This is a genomic window from Janthinobacterium sp. GW822-FHT07H11 (genome assembly GCF_058798615.1).
In genome coordinates this window covers 4,832,023-4,850,393 of record NZ_CM179507.1, presented here as the reverse complement: position 1 = coordinate 4,850,393, position 18,371 = coordinate 4,832,023, and the positions used below count along the sequence as shown (strand labels likewise).

Sequence of the window (18,371 nt, the reverse complement as noted above, 5' to 3'; positions counted from 1 at the left end):
ATCTGGCAGCATGATGAAGACGCCCCTGATGCACGCCGTGCTGTGCCTGTCCGTCCTTGCCGCAGCCTGCGCGCGGGCGCAGGCGCCGCAGCCCGTGGTGATCTACGGCGACGATGATTATCCGCCGTATTCCTATGTCGAACAGGGGCAGTTGAAAGGCATTTACACGGAGATCGTGCGCGAGGCGCTGCAGGCGATGCCGCAATACCAGGCACAGCTGCGTCCGGTGCCATGGAAACGGGGCGTGCTGATGCTGCAGACGGGCGAGGCGTTTGCCCTGTATCCGCCCTATTCCTGGCGCAGCGAACGGCCGTACGTGCGCTATTCCGTGCCCCTGCTGATGGAGCAAATGGTCGTGTTCTGCAACCAGGATGTCGTCTCGCGGCGCAAGCTGGAGCAATGGCCGGCCGATTACGGCGGCTTGCACATTGGCATGAACGCCGGTTTCATCGCCGGCGATCCATCCCTGATGGCCGCCTTGCGCGCGCTGCACGTGGCGCTCGAGCCGGCCAAGGGCACGCGCAGCAACCTGCTCAAGCTGATGCGCGGGCGCATCGATTGCTATCTGAGCGACCGCCTGTCGGCGCAGTGGGAATTGCAGCGCCTGCGCCGCGACGGCCAGGCGCAGGCGCCGCTGCAGGCCATCCGTGAGACGGCGCAGCTGGCCGGCCAGCAGGGCCACGTGGGCTTCACGCAGCGTCAGCCGGCCGCGTATCCGTACCGTGATGACTTTATCGAACAATTCAATGCCGCCATCGTGCGCATGCAAGCCAGTGGCGCGATCCGCCGCATCGTCGACCGTGCATTGCCGCCTTGATTTCACCCTCTGGAGAAGACCATGAAAAAACTGCTGTTCCTGTGTGTGCTCGTGCTGGCCGGCTGTGTCGGCCGGCCCGATAACATCGTCCCCGTCAGCAACTTCGACACGACCCGCTATCTGGGGAAGTGGTATGAGATCGCGCGCCTCGACCACTCGTTCGAACGGGGACTGAGCCATGTGACGGCCGACTACAGCCTGCGCCAGGATGGCGGCCTGAAAGTGCTCAACCGCGGCTACAAGGATGCGGACACGAAGTGGAAGGAAGCGGAAGGCAAGGCGTATTTCGTCGACAAGAAAGACGTGGGCTATCTGAAAGTGTCGTTTTTCGGCCCCTTCTATGGTTCCTACATCGTTTTTGATTTGGACCAACAAGATTACAGCTACTCCATGATCAGCGGCCCCGACAAGTCGTACTTGTGGTTGCTGTCGCGCACGCCCACCATGGATCCCGCATTGCAGCAGCGCCTGATCGAAAAAGCCCGTGGGTTGGGTTTCGATACGTCAAAATTGATCTATGTGAAGCAAAATTGACGCTGCTTGTCTGCCGCCCGTTCGTGCTGGCATAGCACCTTGTAATTGTTGCTTTTCTGCATGTTATTTCTTGCAATACCATCCTGATTCACTCACAATCTGCTCCAAAGTGGTGCGCTGCGGCGCGCTGCCATTCTGGCGACCTGGGTAGCGTTGCGTCGCCGCTCGTGATTGCCGCACGGCAGATGCCTGCTATATTGATACCTGGCAGTAAGTCGGTTTCGTGGCGTCTGTGCATTGTTTTCTTCAGATAGGAATCACGCAATGAAAAACCTCAAGATCGGCGTACGTCTCGGTGGCGCTTTTGCCGCCGTCCTGCTCCTGTTGACCAGTCTCACCGTGGTGGGCATCGTGCAGATGCAAAGCGCCAGCAAGGAAACCGATGCACTGGTCAATGTCAAGGTGCGCAATGAACGCCTGATCGGCGAATGGACCAAGGTCATCGAGGTCAATGCGGCGCGCACGGCGGCCGCCTGGAAAGTGGGCGATCCCGAACACCAGAAGCAGTTTGAACAGGAAATGGCGGTCTCGTCGGCGCGCGCCACGGAAATCCAGGACGCTATCGGCAAGAGCGAGCTGAACGCCGAGGAGCAAGCGCTGTACCAGGAAGTGCTGAGTACGCGCAAAGCCTATACGGAAGTGCGCAAAAATGTGTTCAAGGCCAAGAATGCGGGCGACCTGGAAACGGGCAAGCGCCTGTACGAAGGCGACATGGCCGTCAAGCGCGACATTTACCTGGCGTCGCTGAAAAAGCTGGCCGTGCTGGAAGCCAGATTGCTCGATGAAGCGGCCGCGCACATCCGCTCGCGCTATGAAAACGGCCGTTTGCTGCAAATCTCGCTGGGCGCAGTCGCCATCTTGCTGGGCATCGCCTGCGCCTACTGGATCACGCGCTCGATCACGCGTCCCATCACGCGCGCCGTCGAGGTGGCGGAAGCCGTTTCCGCAGGCGACCTGACCAGCCATATCGTGGTGGACAGCCGCGATGAAACGGGACAACTGATGCATGCGCTGAAAAACATGAACGACAAGCTGGTCAGCATCGTGGGCCAGGTGCGCTCGGGCACCGAGTCGATCAGCACGGCGTCGAGCGAAATTGCCGCCGGCAACCTGGACCTGTCATCGCGCACGGAAGAGCAGGCCGGTTCGCTGGAAGAGACGGCTTCTTCCATGGAAGAGCTGACGTCCACCGTGAAGCTCAATGCCGACAACGCGCGCAGCGCCAACCAGCTGGCCATCGATGCGTCGCAGATCGCCAGCAAGGGCGGCGCGGTGGTGTCGGAAGTGGTCAATACCATGGGCTCGATCAACGATTCCTCGCGCAAGATCGTCGACATCATCAGCGTGATCGATGCCATCGCCTTCCAGACGAATATCCTGGCCTTGAACGCGGCCGTCGAGGCGGCCAGGGCTGGCGAACAGGGCCGCGGCTTTGCCGTGGTGGCGTCCGAAGTGCGCAGCCTGGCGCAGCGCTCGGCGGCGGCGGCCAAGGAAATCAAGGGTTTGATCGACGATTCCGTGCAGAAGGTCGAGGCCGGGTCGCAACTGGTGGACAAGGCGGGCCGCACCATGGACGAGATCGTGCAAAGCATCAGCCATGTGACGCAGATCATGAACCAGATCACCGACGCCAGCGACGAGCAGCGCGCCGGCATCGAGCAGGTCAACCGGGCCATCGGCCAGATGGATCAGGTCACGCAGCAGAACGCGGCACTGGTGGAAGAGGCGGCCGCGGCGGCCGAATCCATGCAGGAACAGGCCGCCAGGCTGGCCGACGTGGTGGGCGTGTTCAAGCTTGATGCGGCGCAACCGTACCTGCCTGCCCGCGCCGCCGCAGCCACGGTGAAACCGGCGGCGCGGCGCGCGCCGGCCAAGGCCGTTGCCGCGCCCGCCAAGGCGGCGCAGGCGGCCGCGGTGCGCGCGCCTGCGCCGAAGGCGCCAGTGGCGTCCGGCGCAGACGAATGGGAAGAGTTTTAAGCGCGGCTTCCCCCTGGCATGGCGCGGGCGCTACAATCGCCGCTTGAAGACTCCCCCGAATGCGCCTTGCCATGAGTAGCAGCAATCCCCCCGAACCGTCCCGGCGCAAGCGCTGTCCCGCCTGCCTGCGCGCCGAAGCCAGCTGCATTTGCCGCTGGATCGCCCCCGTTGCCCACGCCGTGGAGGTGCTGCTCCTGCAGCATCCGCTGGAAGTCCATAACGCCAAGGGCAGCGCCCGCTTGCTGCACCTGAGCCTGCCCAACAGCCGCCTGCTGACGGGCGAGCATTTCGCGCCCGATACGCTGGCCGCGCTGCTGGCCGGCAAGCACAATGTGCTGCTGTACCCGGATACGCCGGGCGACCGTTCGCTGGGCATCGCGCCGCCGCCTGCGCTCGACCCCGCCACCTTGCTCGATCCCGCCCAATTGCGGCTGGTGGTGCTCGACGCCACCTGGCGCAAGAGCCGCAAGATGCTGTACCTGCATCCCCTGTTGCAACAATTGCCGCGCCTGCCCCTGCGCGACACGCCCGCGTCCCATTACCTGATCCGCAAGGCGCATGCGCCGGACCAGCTGTCGACCCTGGAAGCGACGTGCTATGCCTTGATGCAGCTGGAACAGGGCGCGGAGCGTTTCGCTCCCTTGATCACGGCTTTTGACGGTTTTGTCGCGCAACAGTTGAGTTATGTCATGCCGAAAGGTGAAAAAGCTTGAATTCACGTCACGGCAGCCCTTGATCTTGCCCTGGCAGCGGCATAGTATACTGTACGTATATACAGTTGATGGGGCCGTTCATGAAAGCAATCATTCCAGAACACGATGACAGCTTCGCCGGGCAAGCCATGCTGCCGCCGCAATCGCTGAAGGCGCGCAAGGGACGCGGCGCCGTGTCCAACCTGCAGGGCCGCTATGACGTGCACGCGCGGGCCGGCTTCGACGATGGCTGGGGCGTGGCTGGCGAGGACGGGGCGGCAGCGGAAGACGGCGGCGCCTGGAAGACGCAGGTCAGCGACGAGCAGGCGCGCACCATCCTCACGCGCAATGCCTCGCCCGATTTGCCGTTCGGCGTTTCCCTGAACCCGTACCGGGGCTGCGAACACGGCTGCATCTATTGCTTTGCCCGCCCCACGCACAGCTACCTGGGCCTGTCGCCGGGGCTCGATTTCGAAAGCCGCATCTATGCCAAGGTGAACGCGCCCGAACTGCTGCGGCGCGAGCTGGCCAGGCCGTCGTATGTGGCCGAACCGATCGCGCTGGGCGTCAACACGGACGCGTATCAGCCGTGCGAGCGCGAGCGGCAGCTGACGCGGCGCGTGCTCGAAGTGCTGCATGAATGCGACCACCCCGTGGCGCTGATCACCAAATCGTCGCTGATCGAGCGCGATATCGATATCCTGGCGCCGATGGCGGCCAGGCGCCTGGCTGCCGTGGCCGTCACCGTCACCACGCTCGACCCGGCCATCGCGCGCACGCTGGAGCCGCGCGCGGCCGCCCCGGCCCGGCGCCTGCGCACGATACGCGCGCTGACCGAGGCGGGCATTCCCGTGGGCGTGAGCATCGCGCCCATCATCCCGTTCGTCACGGAACCGGAAATCGAGCAACTGCTCGAAGCCGTGCGCGACGCGGGCGCCATCCATGCCCATTACGTGGTGCTGCGCCTGCCGTGGGAAGTGAGCCCCTTGTTCCAGCAATGGCTGGAGGCGCATTTTCCTGAGCGTGCCCAGCGCGTGATGAACCGCGTGCGCGAAATGCGTGGTGGCAAGGATTACGACAGCAGCTTTGGCGCGCGCATGCGCGGCGAAGGGGTGTGGGCTGACCTCATACACCAGCGTTTTGACAAGGCCGTGCACCGCCTGGGCCTGCATGGCAAGGGCGGCCGCTTCAAGCAGCTCGACAGCACGCAGTTCCGCCGCCCGCTGGTGGTGCCGCCGCTGGGCGCGACAGCAAAAAAGGGCCAGGCGGGGCAGCTGGATCTGTTTTAAATTCAACCGTCGTCAGCGCTGAGGCCGCGACGCTTGCGCCCATGGGTTGCGATGCGGGCGATGCTGGCCTGCGGGTGGCGGGCAATGCCGGCGCTCGCGGGAAGTGGCGCGCCGCCGTCGGGAAACGCGGCGGCAGGGGCTGGGCTCCGGCTGCCTCAGGCGCCGGAGGGTGCTGCGGCGCTGTCCTGGCCAGGTGCCTGGAGCTGGGCCAGATGTTGCTCGATGGCAAAGACATGCGGGTCGCTCTTGCCCAGTTCGCGCAGGGCGCTGGCCAGGTGCAGCAGGTATTCGCTGTTCGGGCCGCTGGGGCCGTTTGATCGGGCGATCTGGCGCGCGATGTCGAGTTCCGGGGCGGCGCCCAGGAAGGCGGCGTTTTCCTCGTTGGCGATGTACACCAGGCCTTCGACCTTGCTGCCGTCGTCGAAGGTGATGTCGGTGGCCAGGCGCAGGTAGCCGTTCTTTTCGCGGTGGTCGAGGTGGGCGAAGACTTCGGGCGTGATCAGATAGGCCATGCCGTCGCACACGGCACCCGCCTGCGGCACGATGGTGGCGACCCGCCCCGGCGCCAGCGGCGTGCCGCGGTGGTCGTGCGACCCCTGCCAGAAGCGCCGCGTCCAGCCTGCGATGCTGGCGGGGCGGCGCGCGATGTACGGGAAATCGGCCTTGTAGATCAGCGAGCCGTAGCCGAACAGCCACACCTGTTCATGGCCGTCGAATTTGTTCATGCGCTGGTTGATGGCGATGGTGGCGGCGTCGATGGGCGAGAGCGGGTTCTGGTCGGGCAGGGTCATGGCGTAGGCGGCTAGGGGCGATGCGCCATTATAAGGCGGCGCCCGACGGGCCGCCCGCCGGCAGCGCGTCGCGTGCCGCGCCGCCGCGCGCTCCCACGTTCCACTCGTGCGTCTCGACGAAGCGGAACAGGAAGGCCATGAAGCTGTGCGCCGCCGGCGACAGCGAACGCCCCGTCTTGGTGTAGGCGAAGAAGCGGCGCGTCAGTTCCGGCTCGTGCAGGGTGCGCATCTGCAGCCGGTACAGCTTGACCATCGGTTCCGCATACGGCAGGCAGGCCGTGATGCCCAGATTGGCGCTGACCATGGCCAGCGCCGTCGTCATGAAGGTCACCTCGTTGTAGGGATGGAGCGACAGGTCGCGCAAGCTGCCGTGCATGTCGCGCAGCAGGCGCTCCGTGAACTGGCCCTGCAGCGAGATGAACGGATAATCGGCGACGTCGGCCCAGGTGACCCGCTCTTTCCGCTGCAGCGGGTGCTGCTCTGGAAAGACCAGCACGAAGGGCATTTCGAACAGTACCTGGGCGGCGATTTCCGCCGTCGGGTCCCGCTCGGGGCCGATGCCGAAATCGACTTCGCCACTGAACACGCGCGCCGACACGTTTTCCACGGGGCAGTCGACCAGGCGCAGCTGCACGTCCGGATGCGCCTGGCGGTAGGCGGCAATGACTTCCGGCAGCAGCGTGCAGGCCATCATCTGCGGCGCGGCGACGCGCACCATGCCTGTCTTGAGGGCCTTGCGCTGGGCGATGCCGGCCATGGCGCCGTCCAGGTCCTCGAGCATCTTTTCAAACAGCGGATACAGTTCGCGGCCGATCTCGGACAGCTGCGTCTTGCGCGTGCTGCGCTCGACCACGCGCACGCCCAGCACGCTTTCGAGTTCCTTGATCAAGCCGCTCAAGGCCGATTGCGTCACGTGCAGGTATTCGGCCGCCAGCGTAAAACTGCCGGTCTTGGCAAGCGCAACGAAGGCGCGCATCTGGCGCAGGCTGGGACTCATAAGATAATCCGATAAATCAATGGTTAAATATTGTTTGTATGATAGCTGGAACTCGATTCTAATGGTGAAAAAGAGCCAGCCATCGCGCCCTGAGGCGCCATCCATCGGAGACAACAGCATGAAGATCAAGCAAATCCACCACGTCGCCTACCGTTGCATCGACGCCAAGCAGACCGTCGAATGGTACGTCAAGCATTTGAACATGGCGTTCGTCCTCGCCATCGCCGAGGACCTGGTGCCGTCGACCAAGGCGCCGGACCCGTACATGCACGTCTTCCTCGACGCGGGCCAGGGCAATGTGCTGGCTTTTTTTGAACTGCCGACGCAGCCGCCGATGGACCGCGACCGCAATACCCCGGCCTGGGTGCAGCACCTGGCGCTGGAAGTGGCCAGCATGGAAGAGCTGCTGGCCGCCAAGGAGCGCCTGGTGGCCGCCGGCATCGAGGTGCTGGGCCCCGTCAACCACGCGATCTTCCAGTCGATTTACTTCTTCGACCCGAACGGCCACCGCCTGGAGCTGGCGGCCAACGTGGGCACGCTGGAGATGATGGCCAAGCTGGACGCCGTCAAATGGGAAATGCTGGAAGAATGGTCGCAGACGCGCCGCGCGCCCAAGCACGCCGCCTGGATGCACGCACCGGCCGAAGCGTGACCGCGGCAGATTGACACCGCAGACCGACACCATCTGAACACTACGCCTAACAAGGAACATACCCCATGAAACTCGCAACCCTGAAGAACGGCAGCCGCGACGGCGCCCTGGTCCTCGTCAGCCGCGACCTGCGCCAGTACCAGCGCGTGGCCGCCATCGCCCCCACCCTGCAGGCGGCGCTCGACGACTGGGACGCCGTGGCGCCGAAACTGGAGCAGGCGTATGCCGCCCTGAACGCGGGCCAGGCGCCGGACGCCCAGCCGTTTGATGCGGCGCTGTGCCATTCGCCGCTGCCGCGCGCTTACCAGTGGGCCGACGGTTCCGCCTACATCAACCACGTGGAACTGGTGCGCAAGGCGCGCAACGCCGAGGTGCCGGCCTCGTTCTACACGGACCCGCTGATGTACCAGGGCGGCTCGGACAGTTTCATCGGTCCGCGCGACCCGATCTTCGCCCTGTCGGAAGAGTGGGGCATCGACCTGGAGGCGGAAGTGGCCGTCGTCACGGGCGACGTCGCCATGGGCGCCGGCGCGGCCGACGCGGCGCGAGCCATCCGCCTGGTGATGCTGGTCAACGATGTCTCGCTGCGCAACCTGATCCCGGGCGAACTGGCCAAGGGTTTCGGCTTCTTCCAGTCGAAGGCGGCCAGCGCGTTTTCGCCCGTCGCCGTCACACCCGACGAGCTGGGTGCCGCCTGGGCTGACAGCAAGCTGCACCTGCCGCTGCTGGTGGACCTGAACGGCCAGCCCTTCGGTAAACCAAATGCGGGCGAAGACATGACCTTCAATTTTGCGCAGCTCGTCGCGCATGCGGCCAAAACGCGCGAACTGGGCGCCGGCAGCATCGTCGGCTCGGGCACCGTGTCGAACAAGCAGGGCAACCTGTTCGGTTCGAGCATAGCGAACGGCGGCGTCGGCTACTGCTGCCTGGCCGAAGTGCGCATGTATGAAACCATCGAACACGGCGCGCCGAAGACGGCCTACCTGAAGTTCGGCGACACGGTGCGCATCGAGATGCGCGACGCGGCCGGCGCCAGCATCTTCGGCAGCATCGAGCAGAGCGTGGCCCTGTACGCCGGCCGCGCCTGAGGGGAGGGCGCCCGATGAAGCTGTACACCTACTTTCGCAGTTCGGCCGCCTACCGCGTGCGCATCGCCCTCCACCTGAAGGGCATCGCCTACGACAGCATCCCCGTGCACCTGCTGCAGGATGGCGGCCAGCAGCTGCAGCCGGCCTACCGCGCCGTCAACCCGTCGGCCCTGGTGCCGGCGCTGGACGACGACGGCACCATCCTGACGCAGTCGCTGGCCATCCTCGAGTACCTCGACGAGACGCATGCGGCCGCGCCGCTGCTGCCGCCCGATGCGCCGGGACGCGCCAGGGTGCGCGCGCTGGCGCTGGCGATCGCCTGCGACGCCCATCCGCTGACCAACCTGCGCGTGCTGAAGTACCTGAAAAACACGCTGGGCCTGTCCGACGAGGTCAAGCAGGAATGGTACCGCCACTGGATGGCCGAGGGACTGGCGGCCGTGGAGGCGCTGCTGGCGCAGGGCGATCCGGCCGGTACGGGCCTGTTCTGCCATGGCGACAGCCCGACGATGGCCGACTGCTGCCTGGTGCCGCAAGTGTTCAACGCGCAGCGCTTCGGCATCGAGCTGGCGCCGTATCCGCGCATTGCGCGCATCCATGCGCATTGCGCCGGCCTGCCCGCGTTTGCCGCCGCGCATCCGTCGCGGCAGCCGGACGCGCAATAGTTCAGCTCCACTCAACCCTGTCCCGTCCGCCATGCTTGGCGCGGTACAGGGCCTGGTCGGCGCGGATCAGCAGGTCGGTCAGGCTGTCCGGCCCCAGCCGGTTTGTCGGGATGGCTTGCGGCGTGCTCGATGTCACGCCGATGCTGATGGTCAGGTTCGCCAGCTGGCCATCGTCGCATTCCACGCGCAGGCCGGCCACCGCCATGCGCAGGCGCTCCGCCGCTTCCAGCGCCACCTGCAGCGGCGTTTCCGGCATCAGCAGCACGAATTCCTCGCCGCCGAAGCGCGCCGCCGTATCCATGCCCCGCGTAATGCTGTGCAATACCTGCGCCACGGCGACGATGGCGCGGTCGCCCGCGTCGTGCCCATGGCGGTCGTTGATGCGCTTGAAATGGTCGATATCGATCATCAGCAGCGACAGCGTGTGGCTGAAGCGCTGGGCGCGCTCGAGCTCTTCGCCCAGGCGCAAGGTCATCATGCGGCGGTTGCCCAGGCCCGTCAGCGGGTCCGTCGTGGCCTGCTGCTCCAGCCTGGAATTGGCCACCAGCAGTTCCAGCGTGCGCCGCAGGACCCGTTCCTCGAGCTGCTTGCGTTCTTCATTGAGGGTTGCCAGGGTGGCGCGCCGGCTGCGCAAGGCCAGCATCAGGGCCGTGATCAGCGCGCCCTGCAGCACGATCAGCGACAGGCCGGCGATGATCTGCCAGTGATACTGGGCCCATAGTCCCTGTGGCCGGTTCAGGATGCGCGCATCGTCAGGCACGTGGCGCAAGCCGAAGCGCCGGATCGCGTTGTCGTCGAAGATATAGGCCTGCATGCCGTCCGGGTCGGGCGCGCGGCCCTGCAGGATGCGCGCGATGGTGCGTCCCACGCTTTCCCCGCTGATGACATAGCCGCCCACCACGCCGGGCAGTATCAGCGATTCCACGCTGGTGAAAATGGGCACGGCGCTGCGCGAGGCGAGGTCCTGCGCCACGGCCGGCGGCGTGGTGCGCTGGCCCAGCACGTCGCGGTAGACGGGCAGCAGGTAGACGGCGCTGCCTTCGCCCAGCGCCTCGATGCGCCGCCGCAGCTCTTCCTGGCTCAGGTGATCCCAGAAGTCCACTTCGATGCGCCCCCGGTAGGGGGCGACGGCGGCGCGGATGGCGGCGATCCAGGCCTGGCCGCGCGCGCTGCCGTCGCCCACCACGGCGATATGGCGTAGCGTGGGCAGCATTTGCGGCATGACGGCGATGGCCTTGCCGAAATCGTGGCGCACATCGAGATTGGCGCCATCGGTGGGTGTCCAGTCCTGCCGCCCCTGGTTCACATAGTAGCGCGGCACGCCGGGGAACAGCGTCGGATGCTGGCTCAGGAACTGGGCCGCCAGGTAGTTTTCCGTAATGATGGCGTCCAGGCGCACGGCCGCGTATTTGGTGCGCAGATAAGCTTCCAGCCCGGCCACGGCGGGCTGCTCGCCCACGCGCACGGAATCGAGGCGCTCTTCATACATGCCGGGCGCGATGTTCCAGTTCTGCCTGGCCAGTTCCTCGCTCATGCCCTTGCGGATCAGCGTTTGCCACTGCGAGGAGGCATCGCTGCCCAGCGAATACAGCACGAGGACCTGGCGCGGCGCCTGGCGCGCGAATTCGGGCGGCGCGGCCGTTTGCGCCTGCGCCGGAGCGAGCAGGGCGCCGCACAGCCATAGCAGCATGCCCAGCCAGGGCGGGCGTGCCGTGTCGCGCAAGCGGAGATGGTGGCGGTATAAGCAAGGCATGGATGAGGCAGTGTGTTTGGAACTTGCCTGGAAGTAATGAGTGTTGACGGATTGGAGAATCCAGCAAGCACTATTTCTTGTTGTAGCTCAAGTTTCAGGAAAACCAGTCTAGCACTGCTGGCTTGCATTGGCGCATGCACGCTGTAATTTTTACCAATGGTGTTGTGGTATTGGTATTGCTTTAAGGCATGGAAACCGTCGGCCTTCAGCAAGACCCGCCTGCCGGTGCGCTACAATTTACCTTTGCGTCAATTCACCATGCCTCCCATGACCGTTGCTCCTGTTCCTGCCAGCCTTCTCGATGCCCTGTCGCTGGCGCATGCTTCCTGGTGTCCCATCCTGCTGCGCGGCCTCGATGCCGTGATGGCGGCCGATCCCGCCTACCTGCCGGCGCTGGCGGCCGACGATTACCTGCCCACGCAGGGCCGGCTGTTCGCCGCCTTTGCCTTGCCGCTGGCGCAGGTGCGCTACGTGCTGGTGGGGGAAGGGCCGTATCCGCGCGCCGACAGCGCCACGGGCGTGTGCTTCATGGATGGCGCCGTCGGCAGCCTGTGGTCGGCGGCCGGCCTGTCGAAGCCGGTCAACCGCGCCACGTCCCTGCGCAACTTCATGAAGATGCTGCTGGTGGCGGACGGGCAATTGCACGCCGATGCCACGAGCGGCGCGGCGCTGGCGCCCGTGGCCGCCGCCGCGCAGCAAGCCGGCAGCGGCGTCATCCAGACCTTGCCCGACCTGCAGCGCAAGATGACGGAGCAGGGCTTCCTGTTGCTCAACGCGGCGCTGGTCTTCCGCCATCACGTGCCGCCGGCCCAGGATGCGCGCGGCTGGCTGCCTTTCCTGCAGGTGGTGCTGGAAGCGCTGGCGCGGCAGGAGGGCGCGCGGCCGCAGCTAGTGCTGTGGGGAAAGATCGCCGAGCAAGTCAAGCGCCTGCCGGTGGCCGCCCGCCTGCCGCAGGTGACGGCCGAACATCCGTATAATCTGTCTTTTATTGGCAACAATGCGATGCAGGCCCTGTTCGGCCCCATGCAGTTGCTGCGTGTTTGAATTGGCGCCTGTCTGGCGGAAGTGCGAGGAATATGCAAATCAGTAATGTGGAAGAATTGAAGGCCTGGATCGCCGGCGGCGGCGTGCCCGACTATCTGTATTTCTGGGGCCACACGCCGGCCCAGCCGCAGGTGCCCGACAAGAGCTGCCTGAGCCAGTGGTTCCCGTCGCCGTTCAGCCTGGCCGGCGTCACGTATGCGACGGCCGAGCACTACATGATGGCGCAGAAGGCGGCCCTGTTTGGCGATACCTCGGTGCAGGCGCGCATCGTGGCGGCCGGGCGGCCGTCGGAAGTGAAGAAGCTGGGGCGCGAAGTGGCCAATTTTGACGCCAGAGTGTGGGAAGCGGCGCGCGCCGGCATCGTTTTCGATGGCAACTTTGCCAAGTTCTCGCAAAAGCCGGCGCTGCGCAAGTTCTTGCTGGGCACGGGCGAGCGCGTCATCGTCGAAGCCAGCCCCGTCGACCGCATCTGGGGCGTGGGCCTGGCGTCGGACAATCCGCGCATCGGCGATCCCTCCCGCTGGGACGGCTTGAACCTGCTGGGGTTTGAACTGATGAAAGTACGTACCGCTTTACGGGGCTGAGTACGCCTGCGATTTCCAGATTGTTGTTTTCCTGATGCCGCCGCGCCCGGCGCGGCCGGCCATGCCCCTGCCAGCCCTGTGGTCATCGAGGGGCGCTCTGACAAACCCCGCCGAATTTGTTATACTTGACTAAATCATTCAACTACTCGGGGTTTGAGAAGTTGAAAAACCGCAATATTTTAAACTAGTTGAACCGAGGATGTATGCGTCTGACTACAAAAGGCCGTTTTGCCGTGACTGCGATGATCGATCTTGCCCTGCGCCAGGGTAAAGGTCCGGTCACCTTGTCCGGCATCAGCCAGCGCCAGTCGATTTCCCTGTCCTACCTGGAGCAGCTGTTCGGCAAGCTGCGCCGGCATGAGATCGTCGAATCGATCCGTGGCCCGGGCGGCGGCTACAGCCTGGCGCGCCGTGCCGACAAGGTGACGGTGGCCGACATCATCATCGCCGTCGACGAGCCGCTGGACGCGACGCAGTGCGGCGGCAAGGAACATTGCCACGGCGCCGACGCGGCCACGGGGGCGCGCTGCATGACGCATGAATTGTGGTCCACGCTCAACGAAAAAATGGTCGATTATCTGGATTCTGTGTCCTTGCAGGACCTGGTCGACCAGCAGAGACAAAAGATTGCCGAGCAAAGCGTGATGGTGATGCACCGTAACCACGCCGCCCTCGGTTGAACATAACAAAATACCAAGTTGCTGATTGCAGGAGTTATTGATGAACGCCCCAGAAAAAAACGTAGGCCAAGTGCACTTTGAAACCGCACCGCATTTCCCGATCTACATGGATTACTCGGCCACCACGCCGATCGATCCACGCGTCGCCGACAAGATGATTCCCTACCTGCGCGAGCAGTTCGGCAATCCGGCCTCGCGCAGCCACATGTATGGCTGGACGGCGGAAAAAGCCGTGGAAGAGGCACGCGGCCACGTGGCGGCCCTGGTGAACGCCGATCCGCGCGAAATCATCTGGACCTCCGGCGCGACGGAAAGCAACAACCTGGCCATCAAGGGCGCGGCACAGTTCTACAAGACCAAGGGCAAGCACATCATCACGGTCAAGACCGAGCATAAATCGGTGCTCGACACGGTGCGCGAACTGGAACGCATCGGCTTCGAAGCGACCTACCTGGAACCGCAGGACAACGGCCTGATCACCGTCGAGCAGCTGGCCGCGGCCGTGCGCCCGGACACCATCCTCGTGTCGGTGATGCTGGTGAACAACGAAATCGGCGTGATCCAGCCGATCGACGAGATCGGCGTGTTCTGCCGCTCGAAAGGCATCATCTTCCATTGCGACGCCGCGCAGGCGACGGGCAAGGTCGTCATCGACCTGCAAAAGACCAAGGTCGACCTGATGACCTTCACGGCGCATAAAACCTACGGCCCGAAAGGCGTGGGCGCCCTGTATGTGTGCCGCAAGCCGCGCGTGCGCCTGGAAGCGCAGATGCACGGCGGCGGCCATGAGCGCGGCCTGCGCTCGGGCACCCTGCCGACGCACCAGATCGTCGGCATGGGCGAGAGCTTCCGCATCGCCAAGGAAGAAATGGACAGCGAAATCGGCCGCATCCAGGCCTTGCGCGACCGCCTGGCCAAGGGCCTGCAGGAGATCGAAGAAGTCTACATCAACGGCGACATGGACCACCGCGTGCCGCACAACCTGAACGTCAGCTTCAACTACGTCGAAGGCGAGTCGCTGATCATGGCGATCAAGGATATCGCCGTGTCGTCCGGTTCGGCCTGCACCTCGGCCAGCCTGGAGCCATCGTACGTGCTGCGCGCCCTGGGCCGCAGCGACGAACTGGCGCACAGCTCGATCCGCTTCACCATCGGCCGCTTCTCGACCGAGGAAGATATCGACTTCGCCGTGAACCTGCTGAAATCGAAAGTACACAAATTGCGCGAACTGTCGCCGTTGTGGGACATGTTCAAGGACGGAATCGACATCAATTCGATTCAATGGGCGGCCCACTAAAAGCACCTGCCAAACCTGCTGCGCGTCGCGATTTGCGGCCTGCGATGCTCACTGTGCTACAGCACAGTTCCGCTTCTCGGCCACAACTCACTGCCGCTCGCTACGGTTTTTCAGGCACTTTATTAATCCTGGCCCCTCACGGGGCCGGCAAGAATATTTAAGGAGCATCAAAATGGCTTACTCGGACAAAGTACTCGATCACTACGAAAACCCGCGCAACGTGGGCGCTTTCGACAAGGGTGATGACACCATCGGCACCGGCATGGTGGGCGCGCCCGCCTGCGGCGACGTGATGAAACTGCAGATCAAGGTCGGCGCCGATGGCCTGATCGAAGATGCGAAATTCAAGACCTACGGCTGCGGTTCGGCCATCGCGTCGAGCTCGCTGGTGACGGAATGGGTCAAAGGCAAGACCCTGGACCAGGCGCTGGCCATCAAGAACACGCAGATCGCCGAAGAACTGGCCCTGCCGCCAGTGAAGATCCACTGCTCCATCCTGGCGGAAGACGCCATCAAGGCGGCAGTGCTGGATTACCAGACCCGCCATCCTGTAGCAGCTTAAACGTTGGCAGCCCGCCCCAGCCGCAAGGCCGGGGCAGTTGCGGAGAAATACATGATCACACTGACCGAAAAAGCGGCGAAACACATCAACCGTTATATCGAACGGCGCGGCAAGGGCGTGGGCTTGCGCTTTGGCGTGCGCACCACGGGTTGCTCGGGCCTGGCCTACAAGCTCGAATATGTGGATGAGGCGGCGGCCGAAGACAGCGTCTTCGAGTCGCACGGCGTGAAAGTCTTCGTCGACCCGAAAAGCCTGCCCTATATCGACGGCACGGAACTCGATTTCGCGCGCGAAGGCTTGAACGAAGGCTTCAAGTTCCACAATCCGAACGAAAAAGACGCCTGCGGCTGCGGCGAGAGCTTTAGAATTTAAAAGCTGGCAAGACCCCGGTCGGTGCGCTGTACTCATCGATTGAGGCACAGCGACCACCGACACTATGCAAAACCACTTCGAACTCTTCCAGTTGCCGGCCCGGTTCACGCTCGACATGAGCGCGCTCGACGCGGCTTACCGCGACGTGCAGGGCAAGGTCCACCCGGACCGCTTCATCAACGCCAGCAGCGCCGAAAAGCGCGTGGCGATGCAATGGGCCACGCGCGCCAATGAAGCCTATCAAACCCTGAAAAGCCCGCAAAAGCGCGCGCAATACCTGTGCGAGCTCAATGGCGTCGATCTGCAGACGGAGTCGAACACGGCCATGCCCGTCAGCTTCCTGATGCAGCAGATGGAGTGGCGCGAGGAACTGGGCGACGCGCGCGCGGCCAAGGATGCCGACGCGCTCGACGCCCTGGACCGCCAGCTGCGCGGCGAACGCAAGGCCCTGCTGGCCCAGGTGGCCGCCCAGCTCGATGGTGGCGACTATGTGCATGCCGCGCAAAGCGTGCGCGCCCTGATGTTCCTCGACAAATTCGGCGAGGAAGTCCGCTTTGCCTATGAGGCGATTGAGGTTTGATCGCCGGATAGCTTGACCCGCGTGCCAAGCGCCAGTCCGGCGCGCGTCTTATAATGCGCGACAGGCATCAGCTGCATCATGCAATAAATTAATCGAGGCACGAATACAATGGCACTTCTGCAAATTTCCGAACCAGGCATGTCGACCGCGCCGCACCAGCACCGCCTGGCCGTCGGCATCGATCTGGGCACCACCAATTCCCTGGTCGCCACCGTGCGCAACAGCATTCCCGAGGTGCTCAACGACGAGGACGGGCGCTCCCTGCTGCCGTCCGTCGTGCGCTACCTGCCGAACGGCCATGCGAACATCGGCTACAAGGCCCTGGCCGCGCAGACCACCGATCCGAAGAACACCATCGTATCCGTCAAGCGCTTCATGGGACGTGGCCTGGCCGACATCGCCTACGCGGAAAACCTGCCGTACGACTTCCAGGACACGCCTGGCATGGTGCAGCTGAAAACCGTGGCCGGCGTGAAAAGCCCGGTCGAGGTGTCGGCGCAAATCCTCGCCACCTTGCGCCAGCGCGCCGAGGATTCCCTGGGCGACGACCTGGTGGGCGCCGTGATCACCGTGCCCGCCTACTTTGACGACGCGCAGCGCCAGGCGACGAAAGATGCGGCGCAATTGGCCGGCATCAATGTCTTGCGCCTGTTGAGCGAGCCGACGGCCGCCGCCATCGCGTATGGCCTCGATAACGCCTCCGAAGGCGTGTACGCCGTGTACGACCTGGGCGGCGGCACCTTCGACATTTCCATCCTGAAACTGAGCAAGGGCGTCTTCGAAGTGCTGTCCACGGGCGGCGACTCGGCCTTGGGCGGCGACGATTTCGACCGCCGCCTGTTCTGCTGGATCAGCGAGCACGCCAAGCTGGCGCCGCTGTCGGACGAAGACACGGCGATTTTGCTGGTGAAGGCGCGTGAAATCAAGGAATTGCTGTCGACCAAGTCGGAAACGACGATAGACGCCAAGCTGAACTCGGGCGAAGAAATCCACCTGCGCATCACGGCTGCCGACTTTGCCGCCATGACGCAGCACCTGGTGGCCAAGACCATGAACGCCATCAAGAAAGCCCTGCGCGACGCGAACGTGGATGCGGACGATGTCGACGGCGTGGTGATGGTGGGCGGCGCCACGCGCATGCCGCACGTGCAGCGCGCCGTGAGCGAATTCTTCCACACGACGCCGCACGCGAATATCGACCCCGATAAAGTGGTGGCGCTGGGCGCGGCCATCCAGGCGAACTTGCTGGCCGGCAACCGCGCCGCCGGCGACGACTGGCTGCTGCTGGACGTGATCCCGCTGTCGCTCGGTATCGAAACCATGGGCGGCCTGGTGGAAAAGATCATCCCGCGCAATTCGACGATCCCGTGCGCCAGAGCCCAGGAATTCACGACATTTAAAGATGGCCAGACGGCCCTGGCCGTGCACGTGCTGCAGGGCGAGCGCGAACTGGTCAGCGATTGCCGCTCCTTGGCGCGTTTTGAATTGCGCGGCATTCCGCCGATGGTGGCGGGCGCCGCGCGCATCCGCATCACCTACCAGGTCGATGCGGACGGCTTGCTGTCCGTCTCGGCGCGCGAACTGCGCTCGGGCGTGGAAGCGTCGATCAGCGTCAAGCCGGCCTACGGCCTGGGCGACGACGACATCGCCCGCATGCTGCAGGATTCCTACACCTCGGCCGACACCGACATGGTGGCGCGCGCGCTGCGCGAAGAGCAGGTGGAAGCGGAACGCATCCTGCTGGCCACGCAGTCGGCGCTGGACGAAGACGGCGGCTTGCTCGACGACGCCGAGCGCGCCGCCGTGGATGGCTTGATGAACAAGGTGCGCGACGCCATTGCGCAATCGCAAAGCGGCGCCATCGACCACCAGGCCTTGAAGCTGGCGATCGAGGCGCTGGCCGACGGTACCGAGGATTTCGCCTCGCGCCGCATGGACCGCAGCGTGCGCACTGCTCTGAAAGGCAAGTCGCTGGATCAGGTCGTATAAAACCAATT

Annotated in this window: 19 protein-coding genes; 16 read left to right on the top strand and 3 right to left on the bottom strand. The window is 64.4% G+C overall.

Features of this window, described 5'->3' with window-relative positions; translation table 11 throughout:
- Positions 1 to 10: 10 nt before the first annotated feature.
- The 5 genes from AC3RCJ_RS21410 (at position 11) to AC3RCJ_RS21390 (ending at position 5,309) form a co-directional block, all read left to right on the top strand.
- Positions 11 to 817: a substrate-binding periplasmic protein gene (locus tag AC3RCJ_RS21410; RefSeq protein WP_492964409.1), complete on the top strand. Its 807-nt coding sequence runs from the start codon at positions 11 to 13 to the stop codon at positions 815 to 817.
- Between the two features lie 21 nt (positions 818 to 838).
- Positions 839 to 1,351, top strand: coding sequence for a lipocalin family protein (locus AC3RCJ_RS21405; protein ID WP_492964408.1), 513 nt, complete (start codon positions 839 to 841; stop codon positions 1,349 to 1,351).
- Between the two features lie 264 nt (positions 1,352 to 1,615).
- Positions 1,616 to 3,328 (top strand): methyl-accepting chemotaxis protein, encoded by a 1,713-nt coding sequence (locus AC3RCJ_RS21400; protein ID WP_492964407.1) that lies wholly within the window; start codon positions 1,616 to 1,618, stop codon positions 3,326 to 3,328.
- Between the two features lie 71 nt (positions 3,329 to 3,399).
- A complete protein-coding gene (locus tag AC3RCJ_RS21395) occupies positions 3,400 to 4,041 on the top strand; it encodes a tRNA-uridine aminocarboxypropyltransferase (protein WP_492964406.1) in 642 nt (213 codons plus the stop codon).
- Between the two features lie 128 nt (positions 4,042 to 4,169).
- Positions 4,170 to 5,309: a PA0069 family radical SAM protein gene (locus AC3RCJ_RS21390; protein WP_492964424.1), complete on the top strand. Its 1,140-nt coding sequence runs from the start codon at positions 4,170 to 4,172 to the stop codon at positions 5,307 to 5,309.
- Between the two features lie 155 nt (positions 5,310 to 5,464).
- Here the strand turns inward: AC3RCJ_RS21390 and AC3RCJ_RS21385 are convergent, their stop codons facing one another.
- Entirely contained in the window at positions 5,465 to 6,067 is a 603-nt protein-coding gene (locus AC3RCJ_RS21385) for a gamma-glutamylcyclotransferase (RefSeq protein ID WP_492964423.1), read from the bottom strand.
- A gap of 61 nt (positions 6,068 to 6,128) precedes the next feature.
- Positions 6,129 to 7,097, bottom strand: coding sequence for a LysR family transcriptional regulator (locus AC3RCJ_RS21380; protein WP_492964405.1), 969 nt, complete (start codon positions 7,095 to 7,097; stop codon positions 6,129 to 6,131).
- Between the two features lie 118 nt (positions 7,098 to 7,215).
- On the opposite strand from AC3RCJ_RS21380, the gene AC3RCJ_RS21375 reads away from it, so the two are divergent.
- From AC3RCJ_RS21375 to maiA, 3 genes are all read left to right on the top strand, one after another.
- Complete coding sequence (locus tag AC3RCJ_RS21375; protein ID WP_492964404.1) at positions 7,216 to 7,749, top strand: VOC family protein; 534 nt, start codon at positions 7,216 to 7,218, stop codon at positions 7,747 to 7,749.
- Between the two features lie 65 nt (positions 7,750 to 7,814).
- Positions 7,815 to 8,837 (top strand): fumarylacetoacetate hydrolase family protein, encoded by a 1,023-nt coding sequence (locus tag AC3RCJ_RS21370; RefSeq protein WP_492964403.1) that lies wholly within the window; start codon positions 7,815 to 7,817, stop codon positions 8,835 to 8,837.
- A gap of 14 nt (positions 8,838 to 8,851) precedes the next feature.
- A complete protein-coding gene (gene maiA / locus AC3RCJ_RS21365; RefSeq protein ID WP_492964402.1) occupies positions 8,852 to 9,502 on the top strand; it encodes a maleylacetoacetate isomerase in 651 nt (216 codons plus the stop codon).
- A gap of 1 nt (position 9,503) precedes the next feature.
- Here the strand turns inward: maiA and AC3RCJ_RS21360 are convergent, their stop codons facing one another.
- Positions 9,504 to 11,225 (bottom strand): diguanylate cyclase, encoded by a 1,722-nt coding sequence (locus tag AC3RCJ_RS21360; RefSeq protein ID WP_492964401.1) that lies wholly within the window; start codon positions 11,223 to 11,225, stop codon positions 9,504 to 9,506.
- 297 nt (positions 11,226 to 11,522) lie between these two features.
- Between AC3RCJ_RS21360 and AC3RCJ_RS21355 the strand changes: the two genes are divergently transcribed.
- The 8 genes from AC3RCJ_RS21355 (at position 11,523) to hscA (ending at position 18,363) form a co-directional block, all read left to right on the top strand.
- Positions 11,523 to 12,299, top strand: a complete 777-nt coding sequence (locus AC3RCJ_RS21355; protein WP_492964422.1) for a uracil-DNA glycosylase family protein — start codon at positions 11,523 to 11,525, stop codon at positions 12,297 to 12,299.
- A gap of 32 nt (positions 12,300 to 12,331) precedes the next feature.
- Positions 12,332 to 12,883, top strand: coding sequence for a riboflavin biosynthesis intermediates N-glycosidase (gene ybiA / locus AC3RCJ_RS21350; protein WP_492964400.1), 552 nt, complete (start codon positions 12,332 to 12,334; stop codon positions 12,881 to 12,883).
- A gap of 203 nt (positions 12,884 to 13,086) precedes the next feature.
- The gene (iscR, locus tag AC3RCJ_RS21345) at positions 13,087 to 13,563 is read left to right on the top strand and encodes a Fe-S cluster assembly transcriptional regulator IscR (protein WP_034779566.1); all 477 of its coding nucleotides are present in this window, start codon (positions 13,087 to 13,089) and stop codon (positions 13,561 to 13,563) included.
- Between the two features lie 40 nt (positions 13,564 to 13,603).
- Positions 13,604 to 14,860, top strand: coding sequence for an IscS subfamily cysteine desulfurase (locus AC3RCJ_RS21340; protein WP_492964399.1), 1,257 nt, complete (start codon positions 13,604 to 13,606; stop codon positions 14,858 to 14,860).
- A 172-nt stretch (positions 14,861 to 15,032) separates the two neighbouring features.
- Positions 15,033 to 15,422: a Fe-S cluster assembly scaffold IscU gene (gene iscU, locus AC3RCJ_RS21335; RefSeq protein WP_010399775.1), complete on the top strand. Its 390-nt coding sequence runs from the start codon at positions 15,033 to 15,035 to the stop codon at positions 15,420 to 15,422.
- Between the two features lie 51 nt (positions 15,423 to 15,473).
- Positions 15,474 to 15,794, top strand: a complete 321-nt coding sequence (iscA, locus tag AC3RCJ_RS21330) for an iron-sulfur cluster assembly protein IscA (RefSeq protein ID WP_071322760.1) — start codon at positions 15,474 to 15,476, stop codon at positions 15,792 to 15,794.
- A gap of 64 nt (positions 15,795 to 15,858) precedes the next feature.
- The gene (gene hscB / locus AC3RCJ_RS21325; RefSeq protein ID WP_492964398.1) at positions 15,859 to 16,374 is read left to right on the top strand and encodes a Fe-S protein assembly co-chaperone HscB; all 516 of its coding nucleotides are present in this window, start codon (positions 15,859 to 15,861) and stop codon (positions 16,372 to 16,374) included.
- A 108-nt stretch (positions 16,375 to 16,482) separates the two neighbouring features.
- Positions 16,483 to 18,363 carry a Fe-S protein assembly chaperone HscA gene (hscA, locus tag AC3RCJ_RS21320; RefSeq protein WP_492964397.1) on the top strand — a complete coding sequence of 627 codons (1,881 nt, stop codon included), beginning with the start codon at positions 16,483 to 16,485 and terminating at the stop codon, positions 18,361 to 18,363.
- Positions 18,364 to 18,371: the final 8 nt, after the last annotated feature.